19 protein-coding genes are annotated in these 26,466 nt (G+C 72.6%); 1 reads left to right on the top strand and 18 read right to left on the bottom strand.

Features of this window, described 5'->3' with window-relative positions; translation table 11 throughout:
- Nucleotides 1-95 precede the first annotated feature (95 nt).
- The 14 genes from ABZT74_RS09145 to ABZT74_RS09080 all read right to left on the bottom strand — a co-directional run bounded on the left by ABZT74_RS09145 (nt 96) and on the right by ABZT74_RS09080 (nt 19,396).
- The gene (locus ABZT74_RS09145) at nt 96-1,463 is read right to left on the bottom strand and encodes an FHA domain-containing protein (protein WP_356433856.1); all 1,368 of its coding nucleotides are present in this window, start codon (nt 1,461-1,463) and stop codon (nt 96-98) included.
- A gap of 73 nt (nt 1,464-1,536) precedes the next feature.
- Complete coding sequence (locus tag ABZT74_RS09140) at nt 1,537-2,883, bottom strand: VWA domain-containing protein (RefSeq protein ID WP_356433855.1); 1,347 nt, start codon at nt 2,881-2,883, stop codon at nt 1,537-1,539.
- Nucleotides 2,884-2,982: 99 nt separating this feature from the next.
- Entirely contained in the window at nt 2,983-4,392 is a 1,410-nt protein-coding gene (locus ABZT74_RS09135; RefSeq protein WP_356433854.1) for a PP2C family serine/threonine-protein phosphatase, read from the bottom strand.
- Nucleotides 4,393-6,876: a tetratricopeptide repeat protein gene (locus ABZT74_RS09130; protein ID WP_356434072.1), complete on the bottom strand. Its 2,484-nt coding sequence runs from the start codon at nt 6,874-6,876 to the stop codon at nt 4,393-4,395.
- Nucleotides 6,877-6,964: 88 nt separating this feature from the next.
- On the bottom strand, nt 6,965-8,299 hold the full coding sequence (locus ABZT74_RS09125; RefSeq protein WP_355863336.1) for a hypothetical protein: 1,335 nt from the start codon (nt 8,297-8,299) through the stop codon (nt 6,965-6,967).
- Between the two features lie 77 nt (nt 8,300-8,376).
- Nucleotides 8,377-9,381 (bottom strand): glutamate ABC transporter substrate-binding protein, encoded by a 1,005-nt coding sequence (locus ABZT74_RS09120; protein ID WP_355863338.1) that lies wholly within the window; start codon nt 9,379-9,381, stop codon nt 8,377-8,379.
- A gap of 14 nt (nt 9,382-9,395) precedes the next feature.
- Nucleotides 9,396-10,826, bottom strand: coding sequence for a hypothetical protein (locus tag ABZT74_RS09115; RefSeq protein ID WP_356434071.1), 1,431 nt, complete (start codon nt 10,824-10,826; stop codon nt 9,396-9,398).
- A gap of 325 nt (nt 10,827-11,151) precedes the next feature.
- Nucleotides 11,152-12,174 carry a BadF/BadG/BcrA/BcrD ATPase family protein gene (locus tag ABZT74_RS09110; protein WP_356433853.1) on the bottom strand — a complete coding sequence of 341 codons (1,023 nt, stop codon included), beginning with the start codon at nt 12,172-12,174 and terminating at the stop codon, nt 11,152-11,154.
- Nucleotides 12,171-13,436: a 6-phospho-beta-glucosidase gene (locus ABZT74_RS09105; protein ID WP_356433852.1), complete on the bottom strand. Its 1,266-nt coding sequence runs from the start codon at nt 13,434-13,436 to the stop codon at nt 12,171-12,173. The genes ABZT74_RS09110 and ABZT74_RS09105 overlap by 4 nt, the downstream gene beginning before the upstream one ends.
- 2 nt (nt 13,437-13,438) lie before the next feature.
- Complete coding sequence (locus ABZT74_RS09100) at nt 13,439-14,332, bottom strand: carbohydrate ABC transporter permease (RefSeq protein WP_355863346.1); 894 nt, start codon at nt 14,330-14,332, stop codon at nt 13,439-13,441.
- A gap of 3 nt (nt 14,333-14,335) precedes the next feature.
- The gene (locus tag ABZT74_RS09095; protein ID WP_356172078.1) at nt 14,336-15,277 is read right to left on the bottom strand and encodes a sugar ABC transporter permease; all 942 of its coding nucleotides are present in this window, start codon (nt 15,275-15,277) and stop codon (nt 14,336-14,338) included.
- A gap of 7 nt (nt 15,278-15,284) precedes the next feature.
- Complete coding sequence (locus ABZT74_RS09090) at nt 15,285-16,622, bottom strand: ABC transporter substrate-binding protein (protein WP_356172081.1); 1,338 nt, start codon at nt 16,620-16,622, stop codon at nt 15,285-15,287.
- Between the two features lie 92 nt (nt 16,623-16,714).
- Complete coding sequence (locus tag ABZT74_RS09085) at nt 16,715-17,926, bottom strand: ROK family transcriptional regulator (RefSeq protein ID WP_356433851.1); 1,212 nt, start codon at nt 17,924-17,926, stop codon at nt 16,715-16,717.
- Nucleotides 17,927-18,292: 366 nt separating this feature from the next.
- Nucleotides 18,293-19,396, bottom strand: a complete 1,104-nt coding sequence (locus tag ABZT74_RS09080; protein WP_355863354.1) for a mechanosensitive ion channel family protein — start codon at nt 19,394-19,396, stop codon at nt 18,293-18,295.
- A 271-nt stretch (nt 19,397-19,667) separates the two neighbouring features.
- Here ABZT74_RS09080 and ABZT74_RS09075 point away from each other — a divergent pair, with 271 nt between their 5' ends.
- Complete coding sequence (locus tag ABZT74_RS09075) at nt 19,668-20,204, top strand: HNH endonuclease (protein ID WP_355863356.1); 537 nt, start codon at nt 19,668-19,670, stop codon at nt 20,202-20,204.
- Nucleotides 20,205-20,318: 114 nt separating this feature from the next.
- Here ABZT74_RS09075 and ABZT74_RS09070 read toward each other — a convergent pair whose 3' ends face one another.
- The 4 genes from ABZT74_RS09070 to ABZT74_RS09055 all read right to left on the bottom strand — a co-directional run bounded on the left by ABZT74_RS09070 (nt 20,319) and on the right by ABZT74_RS09055 (nt 26,264).
- Complete coding sequence (locus ABZT74_RS09070; protein ID WP_356433850.1) at nt 20,319-21,665, bottom strand: FtsX-like permease family protein; 1,347 nt, start codon at nt 21,663-21,665, stop codon at nt 20,319-20,321.
- Nucleotides 21,662-22,381 (bottom strand): ABC transporter ATP-binding protein, encoded by a 720-nt coding sequence (locus tag ABZT74_RS09065; RefSeq protein ID WP_356433849.1) that lies wholly within the window; start codon nt 22,379-22,381, stop codon nt 21,662-21,664. Before ABZT74_RS09065 ends, ABZT74_RS09070 begins: the two co-directional genes overlap by 4 nt.
- Complete coding sequence (locus tag ABZT74_RS09060; RefSeq protein ID WP_356172096.1) at nt 22,378-22,911, bottom strand: PadR family transcriptional regulator; 534 nt, start codon at nt 22,909-22,911, stop codon at nt 22,378-22,380. The genes ABZT74_RS09065 and ABZT74_RS09060 overlap by 4 nt, the downstream gene beginning before the upstream one ends.
- 110 nt (nt 22,912-23,021) lie before the next feature.
- Nucleotides 23,022-26,264, bottom strand: coding sequence for a beta-N-acetylglucosaminidase domain-containing protein (locus ABZT74_RS09055; protein ID WP_356433848.1), 3,243 nt, complete (start codon nt 26,262-26,264; stop codon nt 23,022-23,024).
- Between the last annotated feature and the right edge of the window lie 202 nt (nt 26,265-26,466).

Raw genomic sequence — 26,466 nt, 5'->3', positions numbered from 1 at the left:
CTGGTCCGGGGCCCCGGACGCACGGAGGCGGTGCCCCGGACTCCTCCGGAACACCGCCTGCGTCACAGATCTGCCGGGCCCCGTGGGGCCGGGGCTCAGCCCCGCCGGATCGTGATCGTCGTCCAGGCGCCCACGTGCACCCGGTCGCCGTCCTGGAGCGGCACCGGCACGAACGGCTGGATGGGCTCCTCACCGCCGTTGACCGTGGTGCCGTTCGTCGAGTTCTGGTCCACGACCGCCCAGCTGCCGTCCGGCTGCTGCACCAGCATCGCGTGCTGGTGCGAGACCCCCGGGTCCTCCGGCGGCACCGACAGGTCGATGTCCGGGGTGTCACCGGTGGAGTGCCGGCGACGGCCGATGGTCAGCTGGTTGCCGGTGAGCGGACGCTGCTGCTCGGGCGAGTACGCGGGCAGGTTCAGGCCCGCGGCCTCGGGGCCCGAGCGCTGCATCATCGCCATGAAGTACTCGCGGTCCGGACCGATCGTCGCGCTCCACGACAGCGGCTGTTGTTGCTGCTGTTGCTGGTAGCCGGGACCGGGCGGGGCCTGGGTGGCACCGGGCTGCGGGTATCCGTAGCCGCCGCCCTGGCCGGGACCGCCCTGGCCGGGACCGCCCTGACCGCCGGGCGAACCGGCCGTCGGCGGGGAGATCACCCAGTCGTCGTCACCGCCGCCGAATCCCGGACCACCGGACTGCGGGCCGCCCTGCTGCGGCGGCCGGCCCTGGGTGAAGGGAGCGGCGGGCTGCTGGGTGTAGGCCTGCTGCGGAGCGCCGTGGCCGCCGGGCGTGGGCCCGGGCGGCGGCGGAACCGGACGTGCCGGGTCCCCGAAGGCCTGATCCCCGCCGAAGGCCTGATCCCCGCCGAAGGGGGAGGGGCCGCCGTACTGCTGGCCGGGCGGGCCCGGCGGGATCGGCTCGGCGGGCCGGTTCATCTGCGAGGGCCGCGAGCTCTGGTAGTCGAACGGGTCGTGTCCGGGGCCGCCGGGACCCGGACCGCCCTGGCCGCCGGGACCCTGCTGCTGGAAGCGCGGCGGGACGCCCTGGTTGCCGGGGCCGCCCTGCATACCGGGGCCGCCCTGCATACCGGGACCACCCTGCTGACCGGGGCCGCCGAACGCCGAGGGTCCGCCGGGGCCGCCCGGAGCGGAACCGGTCGGCCGCGGCGCCGCCGGGGTGTAGGACGTCGCCGTGTTGGTCAGGTAGTTCCACCGGCACTCCTCGCAGAACGGCGCGGCGCCCTCACGGGGCGTGCGGCACTGCGGGCAGAGCTCGGGCTCGCCGCCCTGTACGGCGGACGGATGGGTGCGGCCTCCGCCCTGCTGCGGCGAACCGGGCGGCGGATAGCCGTATCCGGCGCCGGGGGGCGGCGGGGGCAACGGGGGCACGGCACCGGCCATGCGGTGACCGCAGACCTCGCACCAGTCGTCGGAACCCGACTGGTGTCCGTTCGGGCAGGTCGGCATGTCGGCGCTTCCCCCTCTCCTTTTCCGGTCGCTATGACCGGGTTTCTCCGCTTCCCTTCGGGAACCGGGCTCGCTACTTCTTTACACGAACAGTCTTTGTGGACCGTGTCTCGAGGGTCATCTCGTCGGCCTCCTCGACCCGGGCCTTCAATCGCACAGTACCTGCAGCGACGTCGACCACGTCCACCACCTTCGCAAGCAGTTTCGCAGTATCGGCGTTGCCGGAGGCGCCGGCGAGCTGAACGGCCCGTCCCAGCTTGGCCGTTGCTCCGTCGACATCTCCCGCTTTGCGCAGGTCCAGACCCTGTTGGATGACTTGTGCCAGTTCGGCCTGACCTGTGTAGTGCGCGACCTGCGGGTTGATGGACGTCGAGGCGACCATGTCGTCGGTCCACACGGCCCGCACGAGACCCTGTGCGCCGAGGTTCTGCACGCTGCCGTCGGCCTGCGGGATCACCAGCGAGACCCGGGCCGCGAGCATCTCCTGGCCGATGCCGGCCGTGGGGACCTGGACGCAGACGTGGTAGTCGCGGGACTCGTCGCCCCACGAGCCGGTGGGGTAGTCGCCCGCGCGGGGGCCCGCCTCGGTACGTCGGTCCGTCAGGTCCTCGACCGTGGGCGCCATCTGCTTGACGAACCTGATCTCCGTGCCGACCGGCGTCCAGAGCCGCAGCGCCACGTCGGCGACCTCCTTGCCCATCGCCGTCTCCATCATCTGCGTGAAGTCGGCGGCCAGGGCGGCCGGGTCGGCGACGATGTCGGAGGTGCCGAGCAGCGCCGAGGCGATACCGGTGACCTCCTTGACCTCCCAGTCGGTGCCCACGCCCCGCGCGTCACAGGTGAAGCGCCCGGCGCAGGAGTCGAGGGCGGCCCTGAGGTCCTCGGGCGACTCGTGTTCGTTGCGGCCGTCGGTGAGCAGGATGCCGTGCCGGATGGCCACGTCCGCCGACGACAGCAGGCGGTCGGCGAGCCGCAGCCAGGTGCCGATCGCCGTGCCGCCGCCCGAACTGAGCTTGCGCAGGGCCTGCTTGGCCTGTCCGCGGGTGGCCGCGTCGGCGACGGCCAGCCGGCCGCTGCCCGGATAGACCTCCTTGGCGACGTGCGTGCCGCCGATCACCGCGAAGTGGACGCCGTCGCGCAGCGTGTCGATCGCGGCGGCCGTCGCGTCACGGGCGTTGCGCATCTTGGTCGGCGGGTAGTCCATCGAGCCCGAGCAGTCGACCATCACCACCACCGCGGCGTCCGGCGCCTGGCCCGCGGTGTACAGATGCGGCGCGGCGACCGCGGTGCCCACGGTGCCGCCGCCGGTCGCGCTCACCGTGACGATCGCGTTGACCTCACGCCCGCCCTCGGGCAGGTACTCGTTCTGGTACACGTCGACCGAGAACTGCGGCACGTTCGACTTCGAGAAATTGGCCATGCCTTGTGTGTCCCCCTCGCGCCCCCGCCACCGGCGGAGGCCATGACTGTGCGGACCGGTCCCCTGCGGTCCTCGGCCGTCCCCGTCCGTTCGTCGGCCTCAGGCCGATCCTGCCCCCTGGACGGGGGCGGGGAACGGCAGGACGGCCACTGTTACGTTGTCGTGGCCCCCGCCGTCCAGCGCGTGGCCCACCAGGACCTGGGCGCTGTGCAGCGGACGCTCGGCGGCGTCGAGGGGCACGGCCCCGGCCATGTCCTCGGCCGCCTCCGCGTAGTTCCACAGCCCGTCGGTGCAGACCACGACCACACCCGGCCGGTCCGGCTTGAAGGACGCGGTGTGCGGCTCCAGTTCGTAGGCGTCGGCGCCCAGCCAGCCGGTGATCGCGTGGGCGCGCTCGTCGGCGTACGCCTCCGCCTCGTTCATCAGACCCGCGGCGACCATCTGCGCGGCCCACGAGTCGTCCTCGGTGAGCCGGGCGGGCAGCGAGGTGCGGTCGACGGGAACCCAGTAGGCGCGGCTGTCGCCGACCCAGCCGATGATCAGCAGGGCCGGGGTGACGACGGCGCCGACGATGGTGCAGGCGGGCGCGTTCACGTGCGGGGCGTGGTCGCCCTGCGCGGTGGACGGGTCGGCCAGCGCGTTGACGGCCTCCGCCGCCGAGACGATCGCCTCGTGCATGGCCTGCTGCGGGTGCGTGCCGAGCGGCAGGGCCGCCATGAGCGACTCGCTCGCCGCGCGGGACGCCGCGAGGGACGCCTCGTCGGGGCGGGTCGCGGAGGAGACGCCGTCGCAGACGATCGCGACGACGGCGGGAGAGCCGTCGGGCAGCGCGGTCGAGGAGATCGCGAACGCGTCCTCGTTGCGGTGGTGGCGCAGACCGCGGTCGCTGACCGCGGCGACCGCGCCCAACTCCTTTTCCATGTGGTCCCGTTCACGCGGCTGCGCGTGCCCGCAGTTCTCGCAGTACCCGTCGGTGTCGACCTGGCCGGACCGGCACGCCACGCACGTCCTGCCTCCCGCGGGGGGTGCCGGCAGGTCGGCGGTGCGGGGATCGGCCGGCACCGCGGGCGCCCCGGGGGCGGCCGCGACGCTCTCGGCGGCCGGCGGGGCGAGAGGGTACTCGTCGGGCTCCGGGGGCCGGTCGAACCGTACGCCCGGCGGGGAATCTCCGTGCGGGTGCTCCGGGTGCTCCGGGTGCTCCGGGTGCGGGAGTTCGGATCCGCCGGAGTCGGTGCCCCGGATGTCGGCGGCGTGGTGCACCGGCGCGGGGACGTCGGAGGTGTCGACCTCCGGCGCCACGGGCCAGTCCACGGAAGGCGCCGCCCGCGCGGGCGCGGAGGCGTCCGCGCCGACGCCGTTGATGGCGATCGTGGGGTGGTCCTGGGGTGGTTCCGGCACCGTCGACAGGTCGTAGCCGCACGCACCGCAGAAACGGTCACCCGCCTCCAGCGGCTCCTCGCAACTGGGGCACCGCGAAAGGGCCGTGGGCTGGGGCATCTGGGACATCAATCACACCCACGTCCGGGGGCGGTAACGGTTTGCACGTTCCACCAGGTCGATCCTCTCCTCGCCGCCCCGCGCGAGCCGGGCCAGCGTCCGGTACGAACGTTCGAGGCCGAAACGGAGGCCGCGTTCGTCCAACGCGCTGCCGAGCAGCACATGTCCGCCTCCGGAGGCCGGAGCGGAACCCTGGCTACCGGAGAGTACCCAGTCCAGGGCGCAACCGAGGACCTCCGTCGACAACTGCTCGCGTCGCACCGCGTCGAGACCGAACCCGTCGAGCGCCTCGACCTGCCCCGCGGCGGCCGTCAGGTCGTCCAGGAACGGCGGTGCCGCGGCGTCCGCGACCGGGCGCTGCCGCAGCCGCGCCCGCACGGCGGCGACCCGCGCCGCCGTGTAGTGGATCGACGACTCCGGTACGGACTCCAGGGTGCGTACGGCGGCACGGCGGTCGCCCGCGCCGAGCTGCACGCGGGCCAGTCCGAACGCCGCGCTCACATAGCTGGGGTCCGTCGTCCAGACCAGGCGGTAGTACTCCGCGGCGTTGTCCAGCTGGCCGAGCACCTCCGCGCACAGGCCGAGGGCCAGCTTCGGCGCGGGCTCGCCCGGGAAGGCGTCGTACACCGCGTCGAAGGACAGCGCCGCGATCTCGTTCCCGCCCGTCGCGAGCGCCGTGACACCGCGGTACCAGACCACCCGCCAGTCGTCCGGGTGGTCCGACTCCAGCGCCTCCACCCCGTGGTGCGCGGCGGCCACTTCGCCCATCTCCAGACGGGCCCGCAGTTCGCGCAGCCGCAGCTCCGGGGAGCCTGTCGGGGCCGCGTGCAGCGCGGCGATCAGCTCGGCGGGCGCCGACGCGATGAGTCCCGCGAGGAAACCGGCGTTCGGGTCGCCCGGGTCCACCCGGGGAACGGGCAGCGCGAGCGCGGCGGCCGCCGCGGGAACGGGCTTGACCAGTGCGGGGGAGTCCGGAGCCGGGGGCAGGGGTGCCGCGCCGTTGCCGCCCGCGGGCAGTCGGGGCGCGGCCTTCCTCCCACGGACGGGGGCCACCCGGGCCCCCAGCCGCGACACGTCCTCGGCCACGGTCCCGAACAGCTCCGTGTCGGTGACCTTCGTCTCCGGCCCGAACAGCGTCGACAGCGCGGGCCGTGCCCGCCCCGTCTGGAGGGACACCACCTCGCGCAGCACGCCGGTCAGCTGCTCGGACATCTCCTGCGCCGATGCGAACCGGCGTGCCGGATCCGGGTCGGTGGCGCGGACCAGGAGCCGGTAGAACGACTCGTACTGGCGGAAGACCTCGATGTGTCCCGGGTCGGGCAGGGAGTCCACGAAGACGTTCGTGTAGCCCTGGAAGTCGAAGGTGAGGACCGCGAGGGTCCGCGCGACCGTGTAGAGGTCGGAGGCGACGGAGGGGCCCACCTCGGCGACCTCGGGCGCCTGGTAGCCCACCGTGCCGTAGATGGCCGACTCGTCGTCGTCCATGCGGCGCACCGCGCCCATGTCGATCAGCTTGAGCTGGTCCTCGGTCTGGATCGCGTTGTCGACCTTGAAGTCGCAGTACAGCAGGTTGCGGCTGTGCAGATGGCCGAGGGCCTCCAGCGCCTCGATGCCGTACGCGCAGGCCTGTTCCACCGGCAGCGGGTCGCGCTTGCCGTCCGGCGTGCGCCGCCCGTTGGCGATCTCCTTCAGCGATTTGCCGCCGACGTACTCCATGACGATGTACCCGTCCAGCGAACCCGTCCGCTGGTCGAGGTGCTCGACGAAGTTGTAGATCCGCACGATGTTGGCGTGCTCGATCTCCGCGAGGAAGCGCCGCTCGGAGATGGCCGCCGCCATCGCGTCCTGGTCGCCCGTGTCGAGCAGACCCTTCAGGACCACCCAGCGGTCGGAGACCGCGCGGTCCACGGCGAGGTACACCCAGCCGAGCCCGCCGTGCGCGAGACAGCCCGCCACCTCGTACTGGCCGTGCACGATGTCACCGGTCTGCAGCTTCGGCACGAACGAGTACGGGTGGCCGCACTTCGTGCAGAAACCCTCGGTGCGGCCGGGCCGGTCACCGCGCGAACGGCCCACCGGCGCACCGCAGTCGGAGCGCGAGCAGAACCGCTTGCGCTCGGGGACCTCCGGGTTCTCCTGCACCATCCCGCGCGGATCGGGGCGCGGCACGCCCGGGACCTCGACGAGACCCGCGCCGAGCCGGCCCCGGCCGGAGGAACCCGCCGTCGAACCGGAACTGCGCACCGACACCGAACGGTTCGTCGATCCGCCGGACAGCGACCGCGACAGCCGGCCGGACACCGAGCGCCGGGACTGCGAGGAGCGCGACGACGTCCGCGAGCTGGCCCGCGAACTCCCGCGCACGCTCCCGCTGGTGGAGCCGCGCGAGGCGCCGCCGCCCGCCGTCACCCCCGTCGGAGGCGAGTTCACCGTCCCCTTCGCGGACACGACCGGGGCGAGCCCGCACGTGTCGCAGTACAGCTCGCCACCGCCCATGTCCTCGTACGACCCCTCGCAACCGGGCCGCTGGCATCTCTTCCGTTCACCCTCAGCGTGCTCACTCACGCCGCACCCCCATCCCCGCTCACGCGTCGGGCCCCCTGTGCTCGGCCCGGTCCTGCGGGCCGCCCTGCTCCGGCACCCTCGGGCTCAGCGCCTCCGCCGCGGCCCGCTGATACCGCAGCACCGCCTCCTCCGCCACCCGAAGATCGCAGGGAGCGCTCCACAGCATGCGCCGGGCCGCGTCGTAGCGCTCCACGAGGAACGGATCCTCGGCGAAGCCGAGACGCGCGACCTTCGCCTTGTACGCGTCGAGCCGGCCGCGCAGCTCCGCCCGGACCGCGAGCGGCGCGGTGACGGCCGACAACGACTCGCGGGCGCGCAGCAGTTCGTCCTCCGCCTTCTCCTCCAGCGCCTCCAGCAGCGGTGACAGGCGGTGCCACTGGGCGTGCCTGCGGTACTCCGCGGCCGCCGCCAGCTGCTCCTGCAACGCCGTCGGCGGACCGCTCACGGCGGGCACCTCGGACGCGGCGATCTTCGCGAGCACCTCGCCGCGGGCACTGCGCGCCTCGGCGAGCGTACGGTCGGCCCGGCTGAGCACGTCCCGCAGCTTCACCAGCCGCGTCTCCGCGTCCTGGCGCACGGTGAGCACCGCGTCGATCTCGCGGCGCACCTCCTCCAGGGCGCGCGCCTCACGGTCGTACGCCGTCGTGTCCGGCCGGCCGCCACCGGGGGCCGAACTGCCCTTCTGTGGCGTCCAGAAGGCGAGCGGGTCGGAGATGACCTGCTCGCGCAGGGTGGTCAGGGTGCGGGTGATCCGCTCCAGGTCGTCGCCCGAGGGATGCTCGCCGGGGCGCACGCCCACGGAGTGCGCGAGCCCGCGGGTGCGCTGGAGCTCGGCGGCCAGTAAATCGATCCGGGCGGGCAGCGCGGACCACACGGCGTCCGCGCTGACGATCATGTCGAGCGAGGACGCGTACAGCTCGTTCATCCGGTCCACCAGCGCGGCCGGCGTGAACCGCTCGCTGAGCTTGCCGCTGCCGGCCAGCGTCGGCGCGTTCGCCGTGGCCGTGGCGGAACCGGCGACCGTGATGCCCGATCCCCGCAGCAGCTCGGTCAGTTCGACCAGGTCCTCACGGCTGGACCAGCGCCTGCGGGAGCGGATCTCGCGCGCGGAGCGCAGCGCGTCGGTGTACGCGTCGAAGTACGCCCACAGCAGGGTGATCGAGGCGTCCGCGGACGTCCAGCGCTCCTTGGTGGTGCCGGTGAGCTCGGCGCCTTCGAGGAGCCTGCGGCCCGCGTGGTCCTGCAGGGCGAGGAGGGAGGTCTCGATGGCCTCGTGCTCGGCGCCGAGGCGCGCCAGCGCACGGTCCGCCTCGTCCCGGTCCATCACCGGCCCGGGGGGCTCCGTGGCGCCCATCGATCACCTCTCGCTTCCTGTCCGTCCCCGCGCGCTCGGCGGCGCGCCGGGGCAACTCTCCAGTGGTATCAGGTCGGTTACCGGTACTGGGCGGTGGGCGGTTCCTTCGAGGGGGAGTCGTCCTTCAGAGTCGGCGCGAGCCACTTGTCGTAGGACTGGCGCCAGCCGTCCTTGCGGTAGTCCGCGAGGATCCGGTTGACGCGGCGGACCAGGTCGTCCGACGTCTTGCGCATGGCCACGCCGTAGTACTCCGTGGTGAAGGTGCCCCCCTTCAGCCTGACCGTGGGGTCCTGCGCCGCCTGGCTCGCGGCGAGCGCGCCGTCGGTCACCACCGCGTCGGCCTCACCCAGTTGGAGCCGCACCAGGCAGTCGAGCTGGTTGGGGACGGCGATGACGGTGGCGGACGCGACCGGCTTGTCGGTCGTCAGCTTCTCGAAGGCCGTGGAACCCGTCGCCGCGCAGATCCTCTGGTGGGCGAGACTCTTGTCGTACCCCGTGATCGAGGACTTGTCCGGGGCGAGCACCTGCTGCCCCGTCTTGAAGTAGGGCGCGGAGAACGCGACGTCGGCAAGGCGGTCACAGGTGATCGTCATGGTGCGCACGACCATGTCGACCGTGCCCTCCTTGACGGCGGAGATGCGCTGACTGGTGGGGATGGCGCGGAACTGGACGGCGTCCGGGTCGCCGAGGATGTCCTTGGCGATGGCGTGGACCAGATCGATGTCGAAGCCCTCCAGGTCACTGCCGGCCTTCGGGTTGTTCGGGTCGCGGTAGCCCCAGCGGTAGCTGTTCTGGTCGACGCCGACGATCAGCCGCCGGTCCTTGCGCGCCTTGATGGCCTCGATCGTCGGCCCGTCCGCGCTCGACGGGGCGGGGCTCCGGTCCTGCGGGTCGGTGCACTTCTCGGCCTTGGCCTGGGTGCCCCGGCCGAGGCCCTGGCCTCCGACGTCCGCACCGCCCTCCCCGTGGGCGTCGCTCAGCGGCAGCAGCAGGGCGAAGACGAGCGCGACCGCGCAGGCGACCGCCATCGCGCCCACGCCGCCCCAGCCGCGCAGGCTCGCCCTCAGGCGTCGTGCGATCATCGCCGCTCCCCCTCTCACCGGTACTCCGAAAGCCTGCGCCCGACGCCGAACACCGCGCCCGCCGCGGCCAGGACCGCGAGGACCGCCGCGCCGGCCGGAAGCCCGCTCATGGCCCCCAGACCGTCGCTCGCCGCCTGCTTGAACTCGGTCTGCTCGTGCGTCAGCGCGAGCGTGAGGTTCTTGTCGACACCGTCGAAGCACGCGCCCGTGGGTTTCTTGTCGGGGGAGCCGATGACCTTGTCGAGCGCGTCCTGGTACTTGCCCTGCTCGTCGAACGCGCGGGCGTCCTTGTGCCGGGCCTTCCACTCCTTCATGTTGGACGTCGCGGTCTGTACGGGCTTCTCGCCCGCCGCGTCGTCCGCGAGGTTCTCCGCCACCGCGAGGCCCTTGGTGAGCTGCTTCATCTCCGTGTCGAACTCGCTGTCGTACAGGTCGACCGTCGTCTTGCCGTCGGCCAGGGTCTTGGTCTCCGCGCCCCGGCTGACCAGCGTGAGATTCTCGTTGCCCCGCGCCTTCAGGGACGCGATCTGCGCGGCGTGCAGCACGTTCAGGGACCGGACCCCGTGGTCGTAGGACTCGTCGAGCCCGGCCCGGGCGACGGTGTGCCCGACGGCGAGCCACAGCAGGACCACCACGGACGCGGCGGTCGCCGCGGCCATGCCCTGGTTCATCACCCGGTTCGTCCGGCGGTAGTTGCGCCGCTGCGCCCACACGAGGGCGCCGAGCGCGACGAGGCCGAGGGCGATCGCCGCCCACGGGTAGGGCGTTGCCTCGGCGTAGTCCGCGCTCAGCCGCTGGTTCTCGCGTGTGTAGAGCTGCTGGGCCTTCGGCAGCATCTGGTCCTGCATCTTCTCGTTCGCGTACCGGAGATAGGCGCCGCCCAGCGGGAAGCCCTGCCGGTTGTTGGCGCGGGCGCGCTCGACCAGCCCCGTGTACTCCGGCAGCAGTCTGTTCAGCTGGGAGATCGTGGCCGCCGAAGGGGAGCCCGGCTCACTGCTGTTGGCCGCGGTGACCAGCTTCGCGGAAGCCGTCCGGATGTCCCGGTCGTAGCGGTCGCGGGACTCCTTCGTCTCCTGGCCGCCGGCCAGGAAGCCGCTGGCGGCTGCGGTGTTGGCGTCGGCGAGGGAGCGGTAGATGTCGGCGGCGCTCGCGCTCAGCGGCTGGCTGCTGTTCAGCACGTTGTCCGCGGCGTCCGAACGCTGCGTCATCTGCAGGGCGGTGACCGCACCGAAGGCCACGACCAGCAGGGCCAGGAGGGCGCCGATGATCCGCAGGCGTCCCGGCTCCGTCGTCGCGCCGGCCCGCAGCCGGTCCACACCCTCCGCCCACGCGGTACGCCGCGGCGGAGCGGCCGGTGCCGCGGCGGCGGCCGGCGGCATCCCCTGGGGAGCGCCGGGCCCGGCCTGCGGCACGGGAGGTCCGGCCTGCGGCGGCACGGCCGGCATCGTCGGCGCGCCCCGCCCCGGTGGCGCCGCACTGCCTTTCGGCGGCTGTGTCACGTGACCTCCCCCATGGTCATCCGTCCGGTCACGCTCGCCGCGGACGCGGCCGGCGCGGCCGCACGGCGTAGGTGCACGGCGGCAAGTATCGCCGCCGGGACCGGCATCCGCACAGGCCTTGCCTGGATCTTGTTCGGATCACGGCGCAGCACGAATTGCCCGGCACCGCCCCCCTGCCCATGAACACGTGTTCCGGTCCGGTTCGGTTCCCGCGCCGGCGCGCCGGAACGCGGGGGCGCCCGCCCGCGCGCCCCCGCGTTCACCGGTCCGGTCAGCCCCCTTCGTAGAAGGCCCGCACGCGCGCGTGGACGTCGTGCCCCGCGCTCACCCGGTCCAGGCCCAGCAGCGCCGCACCCAGCACGGGCGGGGCCGCGACCACCTGCGGGACCGCCTTGGGGGCGCGGGCGGCGAGGAGTTCGCCGATCCGGTCGTCGAGCTGCGGGTGCCGGGCGGCGAGGATGCTGCCGCCGAGGAGGACCGGGGTCTCCTCCGCGAGCAGGTCGAGGCGGGTCAGCGCCACGGTGGCCATCGCGACCACCTCCTCCGCGAGCCGGTCGACGAGCCCGCGGGCCACCGGGTCGCCGTCCACCGCGGTGGCGAAGAGGACCGGGGTCAGTTCGTGCCGGCGCGCGTTGCCGATGCGCTCCAGGTGGAGCGCCTCGATGAGCGCGTACATGGAGTCCAGGCCGAAGTGCGCGGGCAGGGTGCGCGTCAGGGCGGTGGGTCCGCCCCGGCCGTCCTCGGCCCGTGCCGCGTGCCACAGGGCCTCCTCCGCCAGGCCCCAGCCGCCGCCCCAGTCACCGGAGATGCGGCCGATGGCCGGGAAGCGGGCGGTACGGCCGTCGGGCCGCATGCCGACGCAGTTGATGCCGGCGCCGCACACGACGGCGACACCGCGCGGGTCGGCTATCCCGGCCCGCAGGATCGCGAACGTGTCGTTGCGCACCTCCACACTGGCGCCCCACGCGCGCGCGTCCAGCGCCGCCGCCAACTGCTCCTCCTCGACGGGCAGATCGGCGTTGGCGAGACAGGCGGAGACGTGCTCGACCGCGGTGACGCCCGCCTCCGCGAAGGCCCGCCGCACGGCGTCGGCGAGCACGTCGACCGCGGTCTCGACGCCGACCACCGGGGGCCGGAACCCGCCGCCGCGCGCGGTGCCGGTCACCCGGCCGTCCGTGGTGACCACGGCGACGTCGGTCTTGCTGTTCCCCGCGTCGATGGCCAGCACGAGGCCGGTGGGGTCTGCGGGGCCGGACCCGGCGGCCGTCCCGGCGCCGGGTTCCGTCGAGGTCATGCCCACGCGAGGTGCTCCCGGTTGTGCGCGATCAGCTGGTCGGTCAAGGTGTCGGCGTAGGCGTACTGGCCGATCAGGGGGTGGGCGAGCAGGGCTCGGAAGACCCGGTCGCGGCCCCCGCGCAGAGCGGCCTCCAGGGCGAGGTCCTCGTACGCCGTCACGTTCGCCATGAGGCCCGCGTACAGCGGGTCCACGGCGGGCACCGCGAGGGGCGTGGCGCCCTTGGCGTTGATCGCGGCCTGGACCTCGATCACCGCGTCGTCCGGCAGGAACGGCAGGGTTCCGCGGTTGTACGCGTTCACCACCTGGTAGGGGCTGCCGCCTCCGCCGAGCAGCGACGCGGCGAGGTCCACGGCGGCCTCCGAGTAGAAGGCGCCGCCGCGACGGGCCAGCAGTTCCGGCTTCTCGTCGAGCGCCGGGTCGCCGTACATCGTCAGCAACTGCCGTTCCATCTCGGCGACTTCGGCCGCGCGCGAGGGCTTCGTGCGCAGCTCCTCGACGACGGCGTCGTGCGCGTAGAAGTAGCGCAGGTAGTACGAGGGGACCACGCCGAGCCGGTCGACGAGGCTGCGGGGCAGCCGCAGGTCGTCGGCGACGGCGTCACCGTGCTCGGCGAGCAGCTTGGGCAGGACGTTCTCGCCCTCGGGGCCGCCGAGGCGTACCCCGGTCTCCCAGGTGAGGTGGTTGAGGCCGACGTGGTCGAGGTGCACGTCGGCGGGGGAGACGCCGAGCAGGCCGGCGAACTTCCGCTGGAAGCCGATCGCCACGTTGCACAGGCCGACCGCCTTGTGGCCCGCCTGGAGGAGGGCGCGGGTGACGATGCCGACCGGGTTGGTGAAGTCGATGATCCAGGCGTCCGGGTTGCTGCGGCGGACCCGCTCGGCGATGTCCAGCACCACCGGAACGGTCCGCAGCGCCTTGGCCAGACCGCCGGCGCCCGTCGTCTCCTGTCCGACGCAGCCGCACTCCAGCGGCCAGGTCTCGTCCTGCTGGCGGGCCGCCTGGCCGCCGACCCGGAGCTGCAGGAGCACCGCGTCGGCGCCTTCCACGCCCGCGTCCAGGTCGGAGGTCGTGACGATCCGGCCGGGGTGGCCCTGCTTGGCGAAGATGCGCCGCGCCAGGCCGCCCACCAGCTCCAGACGGTCGGCCGCCGGGTCGACGAGGACCAGCTCCTCGACCGGCAGGGTGTCCCTCAACCGGGCGAAGCCGTCGATGAGTTCGGGGGTGTAGGTCGACCCTCCGCCGACCACGGTGAGTTTCATGGTTAACCCTTCACTCCGGTGAGCGTGACACCCTCGACGAACGCCTTCTGCGCGAAGAAGAACACGAGGATCACGGGGGCCATGACCAGAACGGTCGCGGCCATGGTGAGATTCCAGTCGGTGTGGTGCGCGCCCTTGAACGACTCCAGGCCGTAGGACAGGGTCCAGGCGCCCTGGTTCTCCGAGGCGTAGATCTGCGGTCCGAAGTAGTCGTTCCAGGCGTAGAAGAACTGGAACAGCGCGACGGCCGCGATACCGGGCTTCGCCATCGGCAGGACGACCTTCAGCAGGGTCCGCAGGTCCCCGCAGCCGTCGACCTTGGCGGCGTCCAGGTACTCGTTGGGGATGGTCATCAGGAACTGGCGCAGCAGGAAGATGGAGAACGCGTCCCCGAACGCCATCGGGATGATCAGCGGCCACAGGGTGCCCGACAGGTCCAGCTGCTTGGCCCAGAACAGGTACATCGGGATGATCACGACCTGCGGCGGCAGCATCATCATCGAGATGACCAGCATCAGGGACAGATTCCGGCCGCGGAAGCGGAACTTGGCGAGGGCGTAGGCGACCGGGATCGACGAGACGACGGTCAGCACGGTGCCGAAGCCCGCGTACAGCAGGGTGTTCTTCCACCAGGTGAGGAAGCCCGGGGTGTCGAAGACCTTCTTGTAGTTGCCCCATTCCCAGGTGTGCGGGATCAGGTCGCGGCTCAGGGCCTGGCTGTCGCTCATCAGCGAGGTCAGGAGCACGAACACGAAGGGCAGGACGAAGAAGAGGGCGGCGGCGACGCCGAGCGAGTGGATGGCCACCCACTCCAGGAGCGCCTTGCGGCGGGCGGTGCGTTCGGCGGGGGAGACGGGCTTCGTCAGCTCCGCCGGCTTGTCGAGTACGTGGGTCATCGGTCAGTCACCTGCCTGGATGAGACCGCCCCGGCGCCGCATCAGGAACGCGGTGAACACCATGGACAGGGCGAACAGCACGAGCGCGACCACACAGGCGGAGCCGTAGTCGAAGCGCTGGAAGCCGAGGTTGTAGACGAGCTGGGGCAGGGTGAGCGTCGACTTGTCGGGATAGCCGGGCTCGAACTGCGTGCCGGCGCCCTGGATGACGCCCGAGGCGACCTTCCCGGCGATCAGCGGCTGCGTGTAGTACTGCATGGTCTGGATCACGCCGGTGACCACGGCGAACATCACGATGGGCGAGATGTTCGGCAGGGTCACGTACCGGAAGCGCTGCCAGGCGGACGCGCCGTCGAGTTCGGCGGCCTCGTACTGCTCCGTCGGGACGTCGAGCAGCGCGGCCATGAAGATGACCATCAGGTCGCCGATGCCCCACAGGGCCAGCAGGGTCAGGGCCGGCTTGGACCAGGAGGGGTCGTTGAACCAGCCGGGGGCCGGGACGCCGACCTTCTCCAGGATCGAGTTGACCGGTCCCGTACCGGGGTTGAGGAGGAAGGCGAAGGCCATGGTGGCCGCCACCGGCGGGGCGAGGTAGGGCAGGTAGAAGAGCGTGCGGAAGACACCCGTGCCCGTCTTGATCTTCGTGATCAGCAGGCCCACACCGAGTCCGAACAGGACTCGCAGGGTCACCATCACGAGGACCAGCCACAGGGTGTTGCGCAACGCGGGCCAGAACAGCGGGTAGTTCTCGAAGACGTACGTCCAGTTTTTCGTCCCCGCCCACGTCGGCGGCTTGAAGCCGTCGTAGTGCATGAAGGAGAAGTAGACGGTCGAGATCAGCGGGTAGGCGAAGAAGACCGCGAACCCGATCAACCAGGGCGACATGAAGGCGAGGGTCCGCAGCGCCGTCCGGCGGCGCTTCGAAGCCAGCGTGACTGTGCTCATCGCGTGGCTACTTCGCCTGCGCGATGTCCGTGTCGATCTGCTTGGCGGTGGCTTCCAGGCCCGCCTTCAGATCCTTCGTCCTGCCGCTCTCGTAGTCGTATCCGAACTGCTGGAGCGTCACGAGGTAGGTGCCGCCGTTGATGGACGCCGGCGTCGTCGTGGAGTTCGGGTTCGACGCGATGTCCAGGAACGTCTTGAACCGCGGGTCGTACTTCAGCTTCGGCGACTTGAGGGCGGCGAGGGTCGAGGGCACGTTGTGGATGTCGTTGGCGAAGCCGACCACCGCGTCCGTGTCCGTGGTCATGTATTTGACCAGCTCCCAGGCCGCGTTCTGCTTCTTGCTGGTGGCCGCGATGCCCGCGATCGTGCCGGTGGTGTAGCCCTTGCCGTACTGGTCCGCCTGGTCGTCCGGCACCGGCAGCGGGGCGACACCGATCTCGAAGCCGGGCTTGGCCTCCTCGGCCATGCCGAGCCGCCACTCGCCGTCCAGCTGCATGGCGACCTGACCGGTGTGGAAGGGGTGCTTGGGGCCCCACTCGTCACCGAGCTTGGAGCGGTAGGTCTCCAGCTTCTTGAAGCCGCCGAGCTCGTCGACCAGCTTCTTCTGGAGGGTGAAACCGGCCGTGAAGGCGGGGTCCTTGGCGATGTTCGACTTGCCGCTGCTGTCGAAGTACGTCGGCGAGAACTGCCCGAAGTAGTGCTCGGTGGTGGACTCCCAGCCGTGGTAGTTCGGCATGAACCCGAGCTGGGAGTAGGAGTCGCCCTTGGTGACGGTGAGCTTCTTGGCGTCCTTCGCGAACTCCGACCAGGTCTTCGGCGGCGAGGAGATCCCGGCCTTCTCGAAGGCGGTCTTGTTGTAGTAGAGGCCGTACGCGTCACCGAGCAGCGGCGCCGTGCAGCGGTTGCCGTCGAACTGGGTGTACTCGTTCATCGCCTTCGGGAACGTCGTCTCGGGGTCGATGCCCGACTTCTTGAAGAAGGGGTTGAGATCGACGAGCGCGCCGGAGGAGCAGAACTTGCCCACGTTGTTCGTGGTGAACGAGGAGATCACGTCGGGCGCCTTGCCACCGCCGGCCCGCAGCGCCTGGTTGATCTTGTCGTCCGTCATGTTGGCGACGACGTTGACGTGGATGTTGGGGTGCGCCTTCTCGAAGCCGGCGACCAGCGACTTGACGGCCTTGACCTCGCCCGGCGCGCTCCACGCGTGCCAGAAGTTGATCGTCTGTTCCTTGGACGCGTCGTCGCTCCCGCCGCCGTCGGACTGGCCGGTACACGCGGTGGCGAAGAGGGCTATCGAGGCGGAGGCGGCGAGCGCGACAGCCGCCTTTCGGGACATTCCGGGCATGGCGAGGTCTCCCTGCGAAGGACGGGGCGGAAAGGGGGGACGGGCGGGACGGTGAGGCGAGGGGGCGTGCGGGTGTCGAGAGGTGGTGCGGATCAGCGGGAGGTGTCGAAGACCTCGTCGCGGGTGGCTGCCAGCGCGCTCTCCAACGCGCCGCGCAGTACGGGGTGTTCGTGGACGCCGCCGACCACGAGGCGCGGCCGGGACGCGGCCAGCTCCTCCAGCTCGGCCTGGACCAGGGCGCGCAGTGGTTCGCCGCCCGCGGTGAGCGACGAGCCGCTGAGCACGACCAGTTCGGGATCCAGCACGGAGACCAGCGAGGCCAGACCGGTGGCGAGACCGGTCGCGTAGGTCTCCAGGAGCTGTCGGTAGGGGCCGTCCCCGACGGTCGCGGCCCGCTCGACGACGGCTGCCGCGACCTCGGTGTACGAACCCGTGGGCAGGTCCTTGATGCCGAGTGCGCGGGCCAGCTTCGGGATCGCCTGGGAACCGGCCAGCTCCTGGTAACCACCGCTGTTGGCCTTGGTCACCTGGCGCACCAGGGGCGCGCCGGGCACCGGCAGGAAGCCGACCTCGCCCGCGCCGCCGGTCCAGCCGCGGTGCAGCCGGCCGCCGAGGACGAGCGCGGCACCGAGTCCGCCCTCGTTCCACAGCAGGACGAAGTCCTCGTGCCCGCGGGCGGCGCCGAGCCGCTGCTCCGCGATGGCGACGAGGTTGACGTCGTTCTCGTACTCGACGGGCATCGGCAGCGCGGCCGCCAGCTCGTCGAGCAGCGTCGGGGTGTGCCAGCCGGGGAGGTGCGAGGCGTACCGCAGCCGGCCGGTGTTGGGGTCGAAGGCGCCGGGCGTTCCGATGACCAGGCGGCGGACGTCGTCCCGGGCCAGTCCGGCGGCCTTGACCGCGCCGTCGAGGGCGTCGGTGACCTGGCGTACGACGGGCTGGGCGGGGTGGCGGCCGGGGGTGGGCAGTTCGTACTCGCCGACCGTCCGGCCGGTGATGTCGGCGACGGCGGCGAGGACGCGGTCGGGGGTGACGTCCAGGCCCGCCGCGTGGCCGGCGCCCGGATTGACCGCGTACAGCTGCGCGTTGGGGCCCGGGCGGCCCTCGCTCGTGCCGGTGGCGAGCACCAGGCCCGCCGCTTCCAGGCGGGCGAGGAGCTGCGAGGCGGTGGGCTTGGACAGCCCGGTGAGCTTGCCGATGCGGGTCCGGGAGAGAGGGCCGTGCGCGAGCAGCAGGTCGAGTGCGGCCCGGTCGTTCATGGCGCGCAGGACGCGCGGGGTGCCCGGCGTACCGGCGGATCCTGCCATGTCTGTCGCCACCTGCCCTTCTTGGCCGACCAGCTTCCCAGGGGTGCCTTCCGGAAGTCCACCGCAAGATCATTGTTAGGAAAGTTTCCTATTGCTGGTGCGAGGAAAGTAGGCCGGGTGGGGTGGGGGCGTCAAGAGAAACCACCCCCGCGGCAACCGACTCGTTACCTGCGGGGGCGGCGCTGTTCGAGGTCGGGGCGCTGCCGTTCGAGACGGGGCGCGCTTGTTCGAGGGTGCTGGTTCGACGGGACGGGGCGTGCGCTTCCGTTCGCGGGACGGCGGCACGCGAACCCAGGCGCACGCGAAAGGAGGCGGCGCCCGGGGTGCCCGGGTGCCGCCTCCTTCTTAGGGGCGGGTCCTGTCGCGCTACTTGGTCGTGCTCGGCGGTGTGGGGCTCGGCACGATCGGGGCCGCGGCCAGGGACTGCGCGGAGGTCGGGTTCGCGTGGGCCGAGGGGGCCGCCACGCTCTCCGACGGGTCGACCGGTTCCTCCTCGTGGGCCGCCGCCACTCCGCCGACGATCCGGATGTCCGCCTCGTCGAAGGCCCGCTTGATGCGCCAGCGCAGCTCGCGCTCGACCGACAGGGCCTTTCCGGGCATGGTCTTGGCCGAGACCCGGACCACCATGGAGTCGAGCAGCACGCTGTCCAGGCCGAGGATCTCGATCGGGCCCCACAGGCGCTCGTTCCAGGGCTCTTCCTTGCTCATGGCCTCGGCGACGTTGTTCAGGACGGACTGCACCTCGTCCAGGTCCTCCGAGGCGCGGACGGTGACGTCCACGCCGGCCGTGGCCCAGCCCTGGGAGAGGTTGCCGATGCGCTTGACCTCGCCGTTGCGGACGTACCAGATCTCGCCGCTGTCGCCGCGCAGTTTCGTCACGCGCAGGCCCACCTCTATGACCTCGCCGGACGCGACGCCGGCGTCGATCGTGTCACCGACGCCGTACTGGTCCTCCAGGATCATGAAGACGCCGGAGAGGAAGTCCGTGACCAGGTTGCGTGCGCCGAAACCGATGGCCACACCGGCCACACCGGCCGAGGCGAGCAGCGGGGCCAGGTTGATCGCGAACGTGCCGAGGATCATCAGCGCGGCGGTGCCCATGATCAGGAACGACGCGACCGAGCGCAGCACCGAGCCGATGGCCTGCGAGCGCTGACGGCGGCGCTCCACGTTCACCAGCAGACCGCCGAGCGAGGTGCCGTCGACGGCCTGCACCGTGCGGTTCATGCGATCGATGAGCTTGGTGATCGCCCGCCGCACCACCACTCTCAGCACCGCGGCTATGACCACGATGAGCAGCACGCGCAGACCTATCGCGAGCCAGGTCGACCAGTTCTCCTCGACCCAGCTCGCGGCGTTGGTCGCGCTTTCCTGGGCGTCCTGAAGCGTGGGGGCGACCCGACCGGTCGTCGACGGGGACGGCGACGGGGTCGGGGCGGCGGCCAGGGCCGATAGGACGGTCAGGGACACAGCAGGTACCTCCAGGCGTAGCGGTCCGCCCACGGCCGGGGACATAAGAGGCGCCGTTCGGGCAGAACCACCACACTAACGGGGCATCGTGTGTGGATCGTTGTGTTCAGCGGGGGAGAGACGGTGCTCACCTGGGGATGTAGGGGGTGTGGTCGAAAACACTCCCAGCCCGTTACCGGGACATGGTGGCGCTTCCACCAGGCATGAGGAGAGACTGGCTACAGATCGTCCCGGCGCGAGCCACGCGCCGCCGGCGTACAAGGAGGCATCCGTGCCGCACGTCCTGGTCCTCAACGCGTCGTACGAGCCGCTCGGCGTCGTACCGCTCCGCCGCGCGCTCGTCCTCGTCCTGGAGAACAAAGCGGTCTCCCTCGAGGAATCCGGCGCCTTCATGCACAGCGCGACCGTTACTGTCCCCGCACCCAGCGTGGTCCGGCTGAAGAGGTTCGTACGGGTTCCCTACCGAGGGCCCGTCCCGCTGACCAGGCGAGCTCTGTTCGCCCGTGACGGCGGCCGGTGCATGTACTGCGGTGGCGTCGCAACCAGCGTCGACCACGTCATCCCGCGCTCCCGCGGGGGTCAGCACGCCTGGGACAACGTGGTGGCGTCCTGCCGCCGCTGCAACCACACCAAGGCCGACAGCCACCTGGTCGAGATCGGCTGGCGCCTGCGCCACAAACCCGCCCCGCCGACGGGGCTCGCCTGGCGCATCATCGGAACCGGGCACAGGGACCCGCGCTGGTTGCCCTACCTGCAGCCTTACGGCGCGGACGACGCGATGGCCCGGATCGACGGCATTTCAGCCTGACGATCCGGGCTTTGTTGTTGGCACACCGCACCCGCACCCGCGGCACGCCGTGCCCGGCCCGCCGGGAGGACCCCCGTGCCTCCCGGAGGGCGGGCGTGGGCGACCGCGCGCCGCTCAGAGGTGGCGCAGCTCCGCGGGCCGCATCGAGCGGCGCAGCAGGGGCAGCGAGGTGGCCGCGGCGAGCAGGCAGGCCGCGAAGACGGCCGGGGGGACGACGAGCGGCGTGAGCGGTACCGCTCCGTGGCCCGCGAGCTGTCCGTACCAGAGGCCGACGACGAGACCTCCGGCACCGGCGACCGCGACGGCCGGGGCGAGCGGCAGCGCCGTCTCCAGGAGCAGAGCCCGGCCGAGCACGCTCCGCGGCACGCCCGCCGCGACCTGCGCGGCTAGGCCGCGGCGCCGGGTGGCCAGCGACTCGGCGGTGCCCACGGCGAGCCCGGACAGCGCGAGCGCGAGCGCGATCAGGATCGCCGCACCGGTGAGGTCGACCCCCGTGGTGTAGAAGGACAGGTTCGAGCCGAGCGTCCCGGGGTCGCGCTCCGTGAGGCCGTCGAGCAGTACCTGGCGTACACCGACGAAACCGGTCGCCACGACGGTCACGAGCAGCACCGCGGCGTGGGTGCGGGCGCCGGCCCACGGATCGTCCCGCAGCCGTTCGGCCGCGATCAGGGTCGCGGGGTTCTCGGTCCGTTCCGCGAGCAGGCGGCCGATCAGACGGGCCGCGACACCGGCCGCCCGGACGGCGCCGAGTCCGGTGAGAGTCACCACGATCAGGACGAACCCCTGGGTCGTCTCGTACCCGCCGAAGCGGCTCGGGCCGAGGACGAGGGCGAGGACGGTGAGAAGGATCACCAGCGCCACCACGACCGCGACACGGCCCGGGCCCCACCCGGCCGCCGGACGTGTCCGGCGCACGTGGCCCAGCGGTGAGGCCACGACATGGCGCAACGCGAAGGTGCTCACCAGGGCGCCGAGCACGGGAACGGCCACCGCGACCAGCGTGCACGCCACCCAGAGGAGAGCGGGCGGGTCCGGCCAGCCGCGCCACAGGTACGAAGCGGCGGCGCCGGTGGCGAGCACCGAGCCGGCGAGGCACGCCAGGGCGGTCTCCAGGGCGGCGATCCGCCGTACCTGGCCGGGTGCCGCCCCGGCGAGGCGCAGCCCGGCGAGCCTTCGGTCACGGTGCACGGCACCGACGCGGGCGCACTGCCCGAGGAAGCCCAGCACCGGCACCAGCAGGAGCAACAGGGCCAGGACCACGCCGGAACGCTCGCCGGGGTGGTCGAGCAGGCCGTGCGCCACCGGCACCGAGCGGTCTCCGCGGATCGAGACGACCGCCGCGGCGGTCAGGCCGAGTCCGGTGGCGAGGGCCGCGCCGGCCGCCGTCAGCGTCACGCGCCACCACTCCCGCCGGTCGGAGCCGCGGGTGAGGAGCAGGGCGAGCCCGAGGTCCGTTCTCACCGGGACACCTCCTGGGCCCGGAGCGCGGCGGGGGCCGTCGACGGGAGGCCGTGGTCGAGCACCGTGCCGTCCCGCAACGAGACCTCCCGGTCCGCGTACGCCGCCACCTGGGCGTCGTGCGTGACCAGCAGGACCGCCGTACCGGACTCCCGGGCGGTCCGGATCAGGGCGCCCATCACCTGCTCCCCGGCGAGGGAGTCGAGCGCGCCGGTGGGCTCGTCCGCGAACACGATCCTCGGATCCGTCGCCATGGCCCGGGCCAGCGCGACCCGTTGGGCCTCGCCGCCGCTCATCTCGCCGGGCCGCTTCGCCTCCTGCTCCCGGACACCGAACCGCTCCAGCCAGTCACCCGCCCGCTCGCGGGCGGCGGAGCGGGGTGTGCCCGCGAGCAGCAGAGGCAGCGCCACGTTGTCGGCGGCCGTCAGCTCGGGGATCAGCTGTCCGAACTGGAACACCACCCCGAACTCCGTCCTGCGCAGTTCGCTGAGCCGCTTCTCGGGCAGCAGGTCGAGGCGCGCACCGTCGTACTCCACCGTGCCGATGTCGGGCCGCACGATGCCCGCCAGGCAGTGCAGCAGCGTGGACTTGCCGCTGCCGCTGGGTCCCGTGACGGAGACCACCTCGCCGGCGGCCAGCTCGATCGAGGCACCGCGCAGGGCGCGGGTGGGCCCGTGGGCCTTGACCAGGCCGTGGGCGGCCAGAAGGGGGTTGCTCATGCTGTGTCGACCTCCGCGGTCAGAGGGGTGAGCCGGGCCGCGGTGGTGTTCATCCAGCGGAGGTCGGCGTCCAGGTGGTTGAGGGCGTAGTCGGCCGAGAGGACGGTCGCGAGGTCGGCGCCGGGCTCCGTCTTCACAGCGGTGAGTTCGCGCATCCGCTCCATGTGCGCGGTGCGCTGGGCCCGGAGGTAGTCGGCCGGATCCGCCGAGGCGAGGATCGAGACGACGACCTTGGCGAAGATCTCGTTCGTGACGAAGGGAGCGGGCGGGGTGATCTCGCCCGCCCACCGGGCCAGTTCGTGCGAGCCGTCGCCGGTCGAGCGGTACAGCGTCCGCTCCGGACCGCCGTCCGAGTCGGTGCCGTCGATGGCCGCGAGTCCGTCGCGGACCAGCCGTTGCAGTGTCGTGTAGACCTGCCCGTAGGCCAACGGGCGTGCCTGCGGGAAGCGTTCGTCGTGCCGTCGCTTGAGGTCGTACCCATGGCTGGGTCCTCCGGCGAGCAGCCCCAGCAAGATGTGACGGGTGCTCATGAAGCGAGTATGTACTCAATATATGTACTGAGTGAATAGCTAGCCGGAAGATCGCCGAAATCGATCACCGGGAGAGCGGCTGTGGCCCGTCGGCGGATCCGGACCGGAGGTCAGTCCGCGACCCCGTAAACCCCCACCGACCACAACGAATACCCGTACCGGGTGGCCCGTTCGACGCCCTGGACGCGGAGGAAGCGGACGTCGCGCTCGTCGAAGCGGACCTCCTCGTGGCCGCCGGGGGCGTTGTTCACGGTGGCCGCCGTGCGCCAGACGCGGCCGTCGGTCGAGACCTGGACGCGGTAGGCGGAAGGGTGGGCGTCCTGCCAGTGCAGGGTGAGGCGGCCGAGGCGGGCCGGCTCGGCCAGGCGCACCTGCCACCAGGCGCCGTCCTCGACGGGAGAGGACCAACGCGTCGCGGGGTCACCGTCGTTGGCCGCGGAGGCCGGGAAGTCCGGGGTCTCGTCGCCGGACGAGGAGGCCGTGCCGGTGCGCGCCAGGTCGGGGCCCGCCGTGCGGGGGAAGGCGCGGACGGTCAGGGTGCGGGTCTCGGAGCCGAAGGTGACCGGCACCTCGTACGTGCCCGAGGGGGTGCCCGGCGCGACCGTGACCTCGACCGGGGTGTCGACGACCGCGCCGCGCGGGAGCGTCGAGGACGCTCGCGGCACCTCGACCCGGATGCCCTTGGGTGCCTTCGCGGTCAGCTCGCCGCGGACGTCGGAGGGCCGCAGCGAGGTGATCCGGGCCGTCACCCGCCGCGTGCCGCCGATCTCCACGTCCGCCGTCGAACGGGTCAACTCCAGCCCGGCGGCGGGGGAGTCGGCGAACCACGGCACCAGATGCCGTACCTGGTCCCGGGCGGGCCCGCTGACCCGGAGCGCGTCAGTGCGCACATCGGACGTGTGGATCTCCGTCGCGCCCCCGGCCGCCAGCGGGCCGAGGCGCCGCCAGCCCTCGCCGGGCACGTGCGCCTCGACGGATCCCGTGGCGGCCGGGTCGGTGAGCACGCTCACGGCCGTCAGCGTGCGGGGGTGCGGGAGCGTGAGGGTGCGGGGGTCGGCCTCCCCGCGGGTCCCGCCGTCCCCCTCCCCGCCGTTGTCCCGGGGCGCGTCGCCCCGCGCGGAGCCGGTGTCGCCGCGGGCGTCCCCGCCGCCGTCCGCCCGGCCGTCACCCTTCGGTGCCGCCCCGTCCGTCGCCCCGCCGGGCTTCGGCCGTCCGCCGGGCCGAGCCGACGGATCGTTGTCGAGCCCCGCCCATCTCTGGTACGCCGAGCGGGCCTTGGACAGGAACGGGTCGAGCACGCCCTTGCCGACCGTCACCCCGCTCGCCGCGAGTTCGGCGCGCAGCCGCTCCAGGGCGCGGTACGCCGTCCACGCGGCCGTCGCGTCACCCCGCGCCTGGGCGGCGGCCAAGTCGACGGCCGTCTCGCCGGCCTCCCCGTACCGGGCCAACTGAGTCGTCCAGGGCTCCACTTCGGTCGCGACCGGGCGTCCGGCCAGCCGCTCCGGGGTCTCGCGCATCACCGTGAACGCGGCGCGCAGCCGCCCGGCCGCCGTCGCGTTCGCGGCCCGGTCCGTGGTCGTCCGCGCCTGCCAGAACGCCTCGACCAGCGGGCGCAGATAGGCCGACTCCTCGCCGCCCAGCACCGACGAGGCCTCGTTCCCGGCCAGCGCGCGCAGGGCGCCGGCCCGCCGGGCGTCCCCGTCCGCGAGGTCCTCGATCGCGGCCTTCCAGGACTCCTTCGGGCGGTAGTCCCGCGGGTTCCACGCGTAGTCGGCCGCGGTGAACAGCGGGATGCGGGAGGCCTCGGCCTGGGGCATCGCGTTCGCCAGCAGCGCCGCCGAACCCGTGGCGACCGCGGGCTCGCGTCCCTCGTAGGGGCCGAGGAACACACGGTCCTGCGCGTAGTCGTTGACCGGGTAGTTGTCCATGGTGACGAGTCGGTGGCCGCCGAACACCTCGCGGGTGCGGGCGAGTTCGCCGCCCGTGATCGTCCTGGGCACCACCCCGACGCCCGTCCAGGCGACCTCGACGCCCTCGGCCAGGGCGCTCGCCAGCTCGCGCCGGTAGTCCGTCGACCCGTCCTCGTAGTACTCCGTCGGCATCAGGGACAGGGCGGCCACGTCCGGGTGACGCGCGGCGAGATGCCGGGCCACGGCGTTCGCCACCCGCGCCTGCGCCCGTGCCGCCGCCGCGGCTCCCGAGCCGAACGTGTCCGCGTCAGCCCCGCAGTGCCACTCGCTGTAGCTGACGTCCTGGAACTGGACCTGGAACGCCCGGAATCCGAGCGCCCACATGGCGTCGAGCTTGCGCGTGAGAGCCTTCACGTCGGCGTCCGAGGAGAAGCACATCGCCTGCCCCGGGGCCACCGTCCAGGTCAGCGTCACATGGTTGCGCCGTGCCCGCTCCGCCAGGTCCCGGAAGTGCGCGCGCTGTGCCGCCGGGTACGGCTCCCGCCAGCGCTCCTGCCGGTAGAGGTCGTCACCGGGGGCGTAGACGTACCGGTTCTGCTTGGTCCGCCCCATGAAGTCGAGCTGCGCGAGGCGTTGTTCGGTGGTCCACGGGCTGCCGTAGAACCCCTCGGTGGTGCCGCGCGCGCCGGTGCCGGGCCAGTCCCGGACGACGGCGCCGGCGATCCTGCCGTCCGTGCGCACGAGTTGACGGAGCGTCTGGACCGCGTGGAACAGGCCGTCCTCGCCGACTCCCGCGAGCGCGAGGGTGTCGCGGCCGTCGACCCGGCCCACGGCCAGCCGGTAGCCGCCGGTGGGGAGATCGGCGCGGGGTGCCGCGCCGAGCGCCGTGAGGGCACGCTCCAGGGAGCTCGGCCGGGCGCCGGGGACGGAGTTCGCGCCCCACCGTCCGGTGCGCGCCGCCTCGGTGCCCACCCGCACCACCAGGGCGTGCGCCGGAAGCACGTCACCCTCGCGCACGGTGCTGATCCTCCGCGCGCCCGCCTCCCGCAGCACCGCGCGCAAGGCCTGGACCGCGTACGGATCGAGCGTGCCGTCGGAGGCGTCGGACGCGGTGGGCGGTCCCGGCGCGTACTGGTCGGTGGTGACGCCGGGCGCGAACGGGGTGTGCGGTGTGCCGGGGGCGTACGGGGCCGCGGTCGCGCCCGCCGGACCGGTGACCAGGACGACCTCGTCGGGGACCGCGACCGGGGAGCCGTGCGTGCGCACGGACTGCGGGCGGGGCCAGACGGAGGGCACGGCCCCGTCGGTGGACCCGGCGTCGTCAGCGGAGGCCGCGGGACCCGCGTCGGGGGGCGCCGCGACGGCGACGGGAGCCGTCCCGAGAGCGCTCGCGACCACGGCGAACGCGAGTGCGGTCGTTCCCTTCGCCCGCCGGAGCCGCACGCTTCCCCCTCGTAGCTCGCCTCCCCGGCGACTGCGCCGGATCGGCGACGAGCCCACCATCCGGGTGGTGAGGGTGTCAACGAGAGTGGCCGAAGTGTCAGGATTACCCCAGCCTGGAAGGGCGGCCCGGAGGGACGGGACGGCGGCGGAGTGTGACCAGAAGCACGTTGTTCGTCCGTGTACGTCTGCCGTCGCGCCCACT

The organism is Streptomyces sp. NPDC005302 (assembly GCF_040607345.1).
GTDB lineage: Bacteria > Actinomycetota > Actinomycetes > Streptomycetales > Streptomycetaceae > Streptomyces.
Note: the sequence above shows the minus strand (reverse complement) of the source record. Positions and strands in the feature narration are given on the sequence as shown.